The organism is Arthrobacter sp. Y81 (genome assembly GCF_002929335.1).
Classification (GTDB): domain Bacteria; phylum Actinomycetota; class Actinomycetes; order Actinomycetales; family Micrococcaceae; genus Arthrobacter.
Genome location: NZ_PJIL01000031.1, coordinates 23,232 through 33,247, shown reverse-complemented (window position 1 = coordinate 33,247; position 10,016 = coordinate 23,232). Strand labels below are relative to the sequence as shown.

Genomic DNA, 10,016 nt, shown 5'->3' with positions numbered 1-10,016 from the left:
GACTGGAAGCCCGTGGCAACGCTCTTGGAAATGTCCCGCGTTCCAAGGTTGGTGGTCATGATGATCACGGTGTTCTTAAAGTCCACCACCCGGCCATGGCTATCGGTCAGTCGGCCGTCTTCGAGGATCTGCAGGAGGGAGTTGAAGAGGTCCGGATGGGCCTTTTCCACTTCGTCGAACAGCACCACGGAGAACGGACGGCGCCGGACTTTTTCGGTCAGCTGCCCGCCCTCGTCGTACCCGACGTAGCCCGGAGGGGCACCGAAGAGGCGCGACACCGTGTGCTTCTCGGAGTACTCGGACATGTCCAGGGTGATCAGTGTGTCTTCTTCGCCGAACAGGAACTCCGCGAGGGCCTTGGCGAGCTCGGTCTTGCCGACGCCTGTGGGGCCGGCGAAGATGAACGAGCCACCCGGACGCTTCGGGTCCTTCAGGCCGGCACGGGTGCGGCGGATAGCCCGCGAAACCGACCTGATCGCCTCATTCTGGCCCACGACGCGCTGGTGCAGCTCGTCTTCCATCTTCAGCAGGCGCGAGGATTCCTCCTCGGTCAGCTTGAAGACCGGGATGCCGGTGGAATTCGCCAGCACCTCGGCGATCAGTTCCTCATCCACCTCGGAAATGTCGTCCATGCCGCCTGCCTTCCACCGGCGTTCCTTCTCTCTACGCTGCGCTACGAGCTTCTGCTCCTGGTCGCGCAGCGAAGCGGCGCCCTCGTAGTCCTGGGCGTCAATCGCGGACTCCTTCGCCGTCCTGACGTCGGCGATCGTCTCAGCCATGGCCTTTAGCTCCGGCGGGGCGGTCATCCGCCGGATGCGCAGGCGCGCACCGGCTTCATCGATGAGGTCGATCGCCTTGTCCGGCAGGAAGCGGTCCGAGATGTAACGCTCCGAGAGGTTCGCCGCGGCAACCAGCGCGCCGTCGGTGATGGTCACGCGGTGGTGCGCCTCGTAGCGGTCACGCAGGCCCTTGAGGATCTCGATCGCATGCGCAACAGAAGGCTCCTTGACCTGGATCGGCTGGAAGCGGCGCTCCAGCGCGGCATCCTTCTCGATGTGCTTGCGGTAGTCGTCAAGGGTGGTGGCACCGATGGTCTGGAGCTCACCGCGCGCCAGCAACGGCTTCAGGATCGAGGCCGCATCGATCGCACCCTCGGCGGCACCGGCACCCACCAGGGTGTGGATCTCGTCAATGAACAAAAGAATGTCCCCGCGGGTGCGGATCTCCTTGAGGACCTTCTTCAGCCGCTCTTCGAAGTCACCGCGGTACTTTGAGCCGGCCACCACGGAGCCCAGATCCAGGGTATAGATCTGCTTGTCCCTGAGAGTCTCCGGGACATCGCCACGGACGATCGCCTGGGCGAGGCCCTCGACGACGGCGGTCTTGCCGACGCCGGGCTCACCGATCAGCACGGGGTTGTTCTTGGTGCGCCGGGACAGGACCTGCATGACGCGTTCCATTTCCTGTTCGCGTCCGATCACGGGATCAAGCTTGTTCTCGCGGGCGGCCTGGGTCAGGTTGCGGCCGAACTGGTCCAGGACAACGGATCCGGCGGGAGCCGCTTCAGCCTGGCCCTGGCCGGCGCCGGCGGTTTCACCCTGGTAGCCGGACAGCAGCTGGACCACCTCCTGGCGGACCCGGTTGAGGTCGGCTCCGAGCTTCACCAGCACCTGGGCCGCCACGCCTTCACCCTCGCGGATGAGCCCCAGCAGGATGTGCTCGGTGCCGATGTAGTTATGGCCCAGCTGCAGGGCCTCGCGGAGTGCGAGCTCCAGCACCTTCTTGGCGCGCGGAGTGAAGGGGATGTGGCCGGACGGGGACGGCTGGCCCGGGCCGAGAATCTCCTGCACCTGCTCGCGGACGCCGTCGAGCGAAATGCCCAGGGCCTCAAGAGCTTTGGCGGCAACGCCCTCCCCCTCATGGATCAGACCCAAGAGGATGTGTTCGGTACCGATGTAATTGTGGTTCAGCGTGCGTGCCTCTTCTTGGGCAAGGACCACGGCGCGTCGGGCCCGGTCCGTAAATCGCTCAAACATTTTCGCCACACTCCTGGCTGCCGCTTACTCTGATGCTACGTTGCCGCAGGCCCTAATGGGGTGTTCGCCGGAGGCAGGATACAGCGAGCCAGGTTCCGTGACTTTCCAGGCAAGAGGCAGGTCATTCGCCCACTGATGCCTTGGATTCTCCCGAACACCGCCCTTGTCCAACAAACGCGTCACACTTGTCGTACGCTGGAATTCCCGAACACCACTAAGCGAGGAATAACGTGCACGAGGACGCCGCCAGGTTCCTGTCCCAGCCGGTGGAGGCCCAGCCCGGCTCGCCCCTCCGGGTTGCCGTGTACTCCCGGATCGCCGAGGCCATCCGCAACAGCCTGCTGACGCCCGGCTCGATGCTCCCCACGGAAACCGAGCTCGGCGCTGACATGAAGGTCAGCCGCACCGTGGTCCGCGAAGCGCTCATGCTGCTCGAAGAGGACGGCCTCATCCGGGCCCGCCGCGGCGTCGGCCGGTTCGTCGCCGACACCCTCCCCCGCATCGGCATCGAACGCATCCGACCCTTCGAGGAAGTCCTCGGCGGCACCGGACAGCACATCGAGATCAAACGCATCCAACGGCAACGGCAGCCCGCCTCCGAGTTCGTCGCCCCCGGCGTGGGCGTCGAGCCCGGCGCCGACTGCTGGCTCTGGGAGTCGGTCCTGATCCGCGACGGTGAAGCCATCGCCCACCTCCAGGAAAACATCTCAGCTCTGCCGGTGAGCCTGGGCAGCAGTTCCGCCGCCGCGCCGTTGGAAATCGACGACGACGGCGGCAGCACCCTGCTTGCCAGCCTGAACAGCCGCTTCGGCCGGGTCCTCGGTCCCGGCGAATGCCAGATCAGCCTGAGCCAGGTGGGGCCCAGCCGGGCCAAGCTGCTGGACCTGCGGGCCCCGGATCCTGTCCTCGTTCTGACGCAGTACGTCAGGCGCGCGAACCGGCCCTTCTACCTGGCCAAGTGCCTGATCGCGGCACGCGCCGGGCACCTTTCCGTGATGCAGTCGCTCCAGTCTTAGTCCTTCGGTCGCGTAATAGCTAAGGGCAGGAGCCAGCGACGGCCTTGCATGCGTTCACGCGGCCATGTGCCCAGGCGGTGCCGGTGCCGAGAATCGGGTCGGCGGTTGATTCGATTCTTGCGCGGACCAATATGTTTTCGGTGCCGGCAGGTGTTCTCCAGACAAGCGCGGCAACGCCGGCGACAACAGGCGAGGCCATCGAGGTGCCGCTGGCGACGTCATAACCCATGGACCGGCCGTTCTGCGTACCCAGGACGAACGCGTGGTTCGGGAAGGTCGAGTAGACGTTGACACCCGGCGCGGCGACATCCACCCACTTTCCATAGGTTGAGAAGGATGCTTTGTTGTCCTTGTTGTCCGTTGCAGCCACGGCAATGACGTTGGGATAGGCGCCCGGGTAGATCTTGGCCTGGGTACCGGCGTTGCCTGCCGCGGCAACTATTACTACACCCTTATTCCAGGCGTAATTGACGGCAGCTTCGAGAGTGCGTGAAGAGACGCGCTGTCCAAGGCTCATATTGATGACCTTGGCGCCATTGTCGGCGGCCCAGCTGATGCCGTTGGCAATGACTGAACTGGAACCGGACCCGGTGTCATTGAGCACTTTGACATCCAGGATGCTGCAGTCCGGGCACACACCGGCAACACCAATCTTGTTGTTGAACTTGGCGGCAACGATGCCGGCGACGTGGGTGCCGTGACCGTACTTATCTTCAGGGTTTGCTTTGGGATCCTCTTTGGTGTCCGCACTGACGAAGTTCGCGTATCCAACAACCTGCGGTGCGATGTCGTCGTGGACGTTTGCCACACCCGTATCGAGAATGGCCACCTTGGTGCCGCCGCCGGTCGTGACGCCCCATGCTTCAACGGCGTCCACATCGGCATCCTCTGTGCCGTTGGCCGCTAGCAGCGTGCCGGCGGTGTTCGTAAGAGACTGGCCAACGTTCTGCAGGGCGTACTGTTGCGGGAAATACTGGTCATCGGTCGCGGCAGTAACCACCTCATCCGGCTCCGCGTACTCAACCGCCGGGTTCCGGCTTAAAGCTTCGATGAGCTGCAATTCCTTGCCAGCCGGAACTTTGATGAGCTGGGCGCCGGTGCTGCCGATACCAGGGCCCTCGCTGAGGCCATGCTGGCGCAGCACGCCGGCAGCCGCCCCGTGGTCGCGGAATTTGACCATGATTTGCCCCGCGATACGGGAGGACTCGGAACCCGCCGCGTTCCCTGGGAGCGCGAACGTGATGGCGCCAAACCCCATAATGACCGCTGTGACACTAGCTATAAGGATTCTTCTCATGGGGAGTATCTTGCTTCAATCTTCACGAGCTAGATAGTGGGAGCGGGCAAGTGGTTGCCGACTGCCGGATCGAAAGCTGCCGCCGCGCCGCACGGCACTGCGCCCCTTCCGTCCGGCCAGACCGAGCAGGGCCATGGCAACCGCGACAAAGCTCCCGACATCGACGAGTCCATGGACGGCCGGGACGGCTACGCCGCGTCACGGCGCCGCATCACCCAGGGCTGGGTGGACTCGAACGTGCGGAACGCCGTCGTCCTCACGGGCGACGTGCACCGGAACTGGGCCAATGACGTCAAGGTCGACTACAAGGACCCTCATCCTTGGTGCCGTAGTCAGCACCGAAAGCGCGGCCTGTGCCCGCATTATCCAACGGAGACTGCCTGGACCGCGTGAGTAATACGACCAAAAGGGAGTTGATACTGGTGAGGCCAACCCCACCCCGGTCGGGAATCGAGTACTAGAGTGGATGCATGGCTGCCAGCCGCAATCCGCTCGACGACCTGCGCGAAACCATCGGCCATCTGACCGATCAGCTCAGGCTGCACGGTTCGGAGCGCGTTGATGACCTGGTCGGCGATCTCATCGGTGGGAGGCCCGGGCCGGCCCGGCCGCTGTCCGAGGTGCAGGCCGAGCTCGACGCGCTGGTCGGACTGGAGACCGTGAAGGAACAGGTGCGGGCCCTCGTCGCACTGCTCCGGGTTCAGGCCCGCCGTAAGGCGCACGGCCTGCCGGAGGTGGCCACATCACAGCATCTGGTGTTCCTCGGAAACCCAGGCACGGGCAAGACCACCGTGGCGCGGCTCCTGGCCGAGATGTACCGCGCGGTCGGTCTGCTGCAGAAAGGCCACCTGGTCGAGGTCGATCGTTCGGGCCTGGTGGGGCAGTATGTCGGCGCGACCGCCATCAAGACGGACCGGGTGATCCGGCGTGCGCTGGACGGTGTCCTGTTCATCGATGAGGCCTACGCGCTGGCCCCGGAGGACGGCCGGATGGACTTCGGCCCCGAGGCGATCGAGGTCCTGCTCAAGCGGATGGAGGACCACCGCCACCGGCTGGTCGTGATCGTGGCCGGGTACCCGCGGCTGATGGAGTCCTTCTTGCTCTCGAACCCCGGACTGCGCTCCCGGTTCGCCCGCGAGATCACGTTCCCCGACTACTCCGTCGACGCACTCCAGACGATCTTCCACCAGATGCTGGCCCAGCACGAGTACACGCTGGAGCCGGGTGCGGACCAGATGCTGCGCCGCATCCTCACCGGGCTCCACGCGGGCGAGGACTCCGGCAACGCACGGTTCGCCCGCACGCTGTTCGAGCAGGCGCTCAACCGCCAGGCGCTGCGGCTCTCGCTCGACGAGGAACAAAGTCTCGACGCGCTCGATCGTGAGGCCGTCATGACGCTCACCGCGGACGACATCGCCGAGGCAGCGCTGGCCTTGGGCGAGGAGCCGGAACCGGAACCGACGCCGGAACCGGAGCAGTCACGCTGGTGGCGCTGGCTGGTCTGACCGGACTGCGGCGGCTGTCAGGCGAATGCCCGTCCCGCCCCGAGCGGGAAAAGCCGTGACGGCCTTGGCACGAGGGAGCCACACCCCTGACTTGTGTACAACGCCGAGAGGCTCTGCTACGTGGTGGCTGGAAGGGAAGGAGGCGAAGTTAAATCAGTGGTGCGAGTTCTTGCGCCAAAGCTGGGAACAAGCTCTTTCTGCGTTCACCCGGCCATGTGCCCGCCAGCCACGCCTGCGCGATTCAGTTCTGGCTTTGCGCTACGGCGACGGCGATCTCAAGCGGGTCAACGGGCCGGCGTCCCAGAATGGCGGTGATGTCGGTGTCCGTCCCGTCGAGGAATCCGTGGCTGGCGGCCGAGTGGATGGAGAGGATCATGGAGGGCTGGAACGGTAGAAGCTTCGCGGCGTCCAGGTCGCTCCGTAGGTCCGCCAGTGTCCCTGGCCTGTACTCCGCCCCTGTGCGCCGGGCCATGTCCTGTCCCGTGATCGCTGTAGCGCCGACGAGGTTATAGGTGCGTCCGCGATGCTGTTCCGGAGCTCGTGCAATGACTGCCGCCGCTTCCGCGAGGTCCTGACGGGCAATCGCTGCCACGCCGCCGTCGCCGAGGGGAGCCGTGATGACGCCGTCGCGGGGAGTGAGAAGCTGGCCTACCAGTTCGGCATACAGGCCGTTTCTCAGGATGGTCCATGGCACCGTCCCTGCCTCCAGGCGGCGTTCTGTCCAGCGGTGGGCCAGGGCAAATCCGAGGTGGTCTCCGGCGCCTGCGAGGCTGGTGTAGACGATGTGCTGCACACCGTCGCGTTCGGCGGCGGCGATGGCATTGTCGTGGCGCCGAATCACCACGTCGTCCTCGGCAGCGCCAGCGGACACCAGAACCAGCGTGTCCACGCCCGTGAAGGAGAGGGTCTCGGGAGCATCGAAGTCCATTGCGCGCATCGATTCCCGGGAGTGGTCGACGTTACGGGTTGCCCCGACCGCCTGCGTGTCCGTGCGGGAGATGTGGTCGAGGATGGCGGATGCCAGTTGGCCGGAGGCCCCGGTGACGAGGATCATGGGTGCTCATTTCGTTGGTACTGTCTGGTAACTAGACTCATCTTGGGTAACCCGAGGACGGAGCACAAGGAGGCACTTTGCTGTCAGGCAGTCACACGGAAGTAACCGCCCTGCTGGAACCCTGCGGGACCCCGGACCATCCGGACTGCGGAATCCGTGATGTCCTGGACCGGATCGGAGACAAGTGGTCTGTGCTTGTCATTGTTGAACTGGCGTCCGGGGTCCGGCGTTTTCGGGAGCTGCAGCGTGCCATCGAAGGGATCTCCCAGCGCATGCTGACGCTGACGGTCAGACGGCTTGAACGTGACGGACTGGTCACCCGCACGGTCTACCCCACCGTCCCGGCCCAGGTCACGTACGAACTCACAGCCCGGGGAACCAGCCTCACCAAGCTGGTCAAACAACTCGCGGACTGGTCGCTCGAGCACAAGGATGCCATCGGAACCTCTCGTGCCCTGTACGACCAGCAGCATCCCGACCACGGGATCCGCTGACGGGCACCTGGTGGCCACCCCGTTTCTGGCCACATAACGCGGCTTGAATCGCGCCAAAAGCGCATTATGTGGACAAAAAATTCGGGGTGAGGGGCGGTCAGGCGACTGCCGCACCCACCGCAACTCTCGCCGTCGCACTTTCCGAGAAGGACTGCAGCACTTCCACCAAGTGCGGCGCGAAGTCGCCGTCGAGCTCCAGCACCACGCGGCAGCGGGCGCCGGGCTGCTCCGGGTAGTCCATGTACCGTCCGCGGAGGTCGCAGATGGTCTGGCCGCGGCCGGGACCGTCGGTGGTGTCGACGTCGACCGTCACCACCGGGGCCACCGCTGCGCTGACGCCGCCCACCGCGAGGGCCGCGGCGAGGGGGTCGTGCATCGCCGAGCAGGCCCGGCCGAACTGGCTCTCATAGAACCGGAAGTAATAGCCCAGCATGTCGCCGAGTGCCTGCGGGACCGGATGGCCCGCGGCAAGGAGTTCCTGCCGGTGGCTTTCCTCGAGCACGTTGGACATGGTGACGTCCAGCGGCACCAGGGTCACGTCCCAGTCGGCGGCCAGCACATCCGCCGCGGCTTCAGGATCGTTGGCAATGTTGGCCTCGGCCACGGCGGTGATGTTCCCGGGTGCGAACGCGGCGCCGCCCATGATGGTGATGTCCTGCACCAGCCGGGGCAGCTCGGGGTCCAGGCGCAGCGCTTCGGCGATGTTGGTGAGCGGGCCGACGGCCAGGATCCGCAGCTGGCCGGGGTGTTCGTGGGCAAGCCGGACCAGCATCTCCGCAGCGGTTCCCGGCACCAGCTCGGCGTCCGCCGCCTCCAGCGCGACTTCACCGATGCCGTTGGCGCCGTGGACGTGCGGGGCACCGCCGTGGAACGTGCCGGCCTGCGGGTCGTGGGCTCCGAGCGCGACGGGGATGTGGGCGTGCCCCGCGAGCTGGAGCAGGTCCAGGGTGTTCCGGGCGCCGACGGCGGCACTGACGTTGCCGCTGACGGTCCCGATCCCCCGCACGTCCGCCTGCGGCGAGGCGAGCAGGTAGGCCAGGGCGAGGGCGTCATCGATCCCGGTGTCGCAGTCGAGGTAGAACGGGTGGCTGATGGACATGGTCATGCTGAGCTTCTCGTTTCGTTGGTGCTGGACGTGCTGATGGACGTGTATGGGGTTAGAGCTTTTCGCCCTTGGGTGCCGCGACGAAGAGGCTGATCAGGAACGCGGCCGCGGTGATGGCGACCGAGATCCAGAGGGCGGTGGTGTAGCCGGCGGAGGTGGCCTGGGCGGCGAACGGTGCCACGAGCACGACGCCGAGGCTCGCGCCGATGCCGAAGGAGGCGCCGTTGATGCCGGGCAGGGCCGCGGGTGCTTCCTTGGGTGAGAGCAGGACGGACAGTCCGTTGATGGCGGTGAGGAACAAGCCGTTGTAGAAGATGCCGAGGGCGGCGACGGCGATCAGGACGGCCACCTGGTTGTCGGAGAACGTGGCCGCGGCGGTGGCGCAGGCCAGGCTCATCCCGGTTCCGGCCCGCATCGTTTTGATCCAGCCCCGGCGGTCGGCGAGCCAGCCGGCGAGGGGTGCGGCGAACACGCCGATCAGCGCGGCGGGGGTCAGGAACAGCAGTGCCGACAGGGAAGCACTGAGCCCGAAGCCGTGGTGCGTGTCCTGGCTGAGCAGCACGACGGTGAAGTTGATGATGGCGAAAATGCCGGCGAGGGTCAGGACGGTGGTGGCGATGACGGGCCAGACCTGGCGGGAGCGCAGGTGGTGGACGGCGATGAGCGGGTTGGTGCGCTTCTTCTCGATCATCCAGAAGGCGGCGAAGGACGCGACGGTGCCGGCCAGGAGGGCCAGCGTGCTCGGCGCGGTCCAGCCGGCGGCCGAGCCGCCGGAGACGAAGTAGGTGATGAAGACCAGGAACACGGACAGGGACCCTGCGCCCCACCAGTCCATGGCACCGCGCACCCCCTGCGGACGCCCCTTCGGCACGGTTTTGAGGATGCAGCCGGCGGCGATGGCCGTCAGGATGAGGACGGCGACGAAGATGGACCGGAAGCCGAGGGTTTCGGCCATGAGGCCGCCAAAGTAGCCGTCCACGCCGCCGACCCCGCCGTTGATGGCGGCGATGATGCCCACGGAGGTGCCGAAGACGCGGGCCTGCAGGTTCTCGCTGAGGACGATGTAGGCGAGGGCGAAGACCGCGCTGGAGACTCCCTGCAGGAACCTGCCGGCGATGAGGATCGGCAGCGTGGGGGCGGCGATGCAGAGGATGGTGCCCGCGCCCATGATCCCGAGGACCAGGAGCAGGGCGGTGCGGCGGCCGATGAAGTCGCTCCAGCGTCCGATGACGGGCCCGGCGATGGCGCCGGCGAGGAAGAACATGGACTGGACGGGGGCTGCGCTGTCGGCACTAAGGCCAAAGGAGGCCGCGATCTGCGGCAGCGCCGGGGTGACCATGCTGGCGTTGAGCTGGAAGGACAGCACGCCGAGCAGCAGCGTGGAGATCAGCAGCGCGGCTCGGCGGCCGCCGATTTTTGTCGCCCCTTCCGCGATATCCGGCGGCGAAGTGGCGACTGAAGTTGGGGTGTTCACATCAAACTCCTTTGTTCTGCAGGGGCGGTTCCTGC

Annotated in this window: 8 protein-coding genes and 1 pseudogene; 4 read left to right on the top strand and 5 right to left on the bottom strand. The window is 66.0% G+C overall.

The window, feature by feature from the left end; all coding sequences use genetic code 11:
• Nucleotides 1-2,036, bottom strand: a 2,036-nt coding sequence (locus CXQ91_RS23235) for an ATP-dependent Clp protease ATP-binding subunit (RefSeq protein ID WP_104176220.1), incomplete at its 3' end; no start/stop codon positions are given.
• Nucleotides 2,037-2,266: 230 nt separating this feature from the next.
• On the opposite strand from CXQ91_RS23235, the gene CXQ91_RS23230 reads away from it, so the two are divergent.
• Nucleotides 2,267-3,052, top strand: a complete 786-nt coding sequence (locus CXQ91_RS23230) for a GntR family transcriptional regulator (RefSeq protein ID WP_104176219.1) — start codon at nt 2,267-2,269, stop codon at nt 3,050-3,052.
• A gap of 19 nt (nt 3,053-3,071) precedes the next feature.
• Here CXQ91_RS23230 and CXQ91_RS23225 read toward each other — a convergent pair whose 3' ends face one another.
• Nucleotides 3,072-4,349, bottom strand: coding sequence for a S8 family peptidase (locus CXQ91_RS23225; protein WP_104176218.1), 1,278 nt, complete (start codon nt 4,347-4,349; stop codon nt 3,072-3,074).
• 138 nt (nt 4,350-4,487) lie between these two features.
• Between CXQ91_RS23225 and CXQ91_RS23220 the strand changes: the two are divergent.
• Together CXQ91_RS23220 and CXQ91_RS23215 are read left to right on the top strand one after the other, a co-directional pair.
• Nucleotides 4,488-4,664 (top strand): annotated as a pseudogene (locus CXQ91_RS23220) (alkaline phosphatase D family protein); the annotation flags it as partial.
• A 155-nt stretch (nt 4,665-4,819) separates the two neighbouring features.
• Complete coding sequence (locus tag CXQ91_RS23215) at nt 4,820-5,854, top strand: AAA family ATPase (protein ID WP_104176217.1); 1,035 nt, start codon at nt 4,820-4,822, stop codon at nt 5,852-5,854.
• A 241-nt stretch (nt 5,855-6,095) separates the two neighbouring features.
• On the opposite strand, the gene CXQ91_RS23210 is transcribed toward CXQ91_RS23215, so the two are convergent.
• Complete coding sequence (locus tag CXQ91_RS23210; RefSeq protein ID WP_104176216.1) at nt 6,096-6,908, bottom strand: NAD(P)H-binding protein; 813 nt, start codon at nt 6,906-6,908, stop codon at nt 6,096-6,098.
• A 77-nt stretch (nt 6,909-6,985) separates the two neighbouring features.
• Between CXQ91_RS23210 and CXQ91_RS23205 the strand changes: the two genes are divergently transcribed.
• Nucleotides 6,986-7,402 carry a helix-turn-helix domain-containing protein gene (locus CXQ91_RS23205; RefSeq protein ID WP_308471429.1) on the top strand — a complete coding sequence of 139 codons (417 nt, stop codon included), beginning with the start codon at nt 6,986-6,988 and terminating at the stop codon, nt 7,400-7,402.
• Between the two features lie 97 nt (nt 7,403-7,499).
• On the opposite strand, the gene CXQ91_RS23200 is transcribed toward CXQ91_RS23205, so the two are convergent.
• A complete protein-coding gene (locus CXQ91_RS23200; RefSeq protein WP_104176221.1) occupies nt 7,500-8,501 on the bottom strand; it encodes a nucleoside hydrolase in 1,002 nt (333 codons plus the stop codon).
• A gap of 58 nt (nt 8,502-8,559) precedes the next feature.
• Nucleotides 8,560-9,981, bottom strand: a complete 1,422-nt coding sequence (locus CXQ91_RS23195) for an MFS transporter (protein WP_104176215.1) — start codon at nt 9,979-9,981, stop codon at nt 8,560-8,562.
• Nucleotides 9,982-10,016: the final 35 nt, after the last annotated feature.

Coding starts and splice junctions, on each gene's coding strand:
- CXQ91_RS23225 (WP_104176218.1), bottom strand. CDS start 4,349: ATGAGAAGAATCCTTATAGCTAGTGTCACAGCGGTCATTATGGGGTTT.
- CXQ91_RS23215 (WP_104176217.1), top strand. CDS start 4,820: ATGGCTGCCAGCCGCAATCCGCTCGACGACCTGCGCGAAACCATCGGC.
- CXQ91_RS23210 (WP_104176216.1), bottom strand. CDS start 6,908: ATGATCCTCGTCACCGGGGCCTCCGGCCAACTGGCATCCGCCATCCTC.
- CXQ91_RS23200 (WP_104176221.1), bottom strand. CDS start 8,501: ATGTCCATCAGCCACCCGTTCTACCTCGACTGCGACACCGGGATCGAT.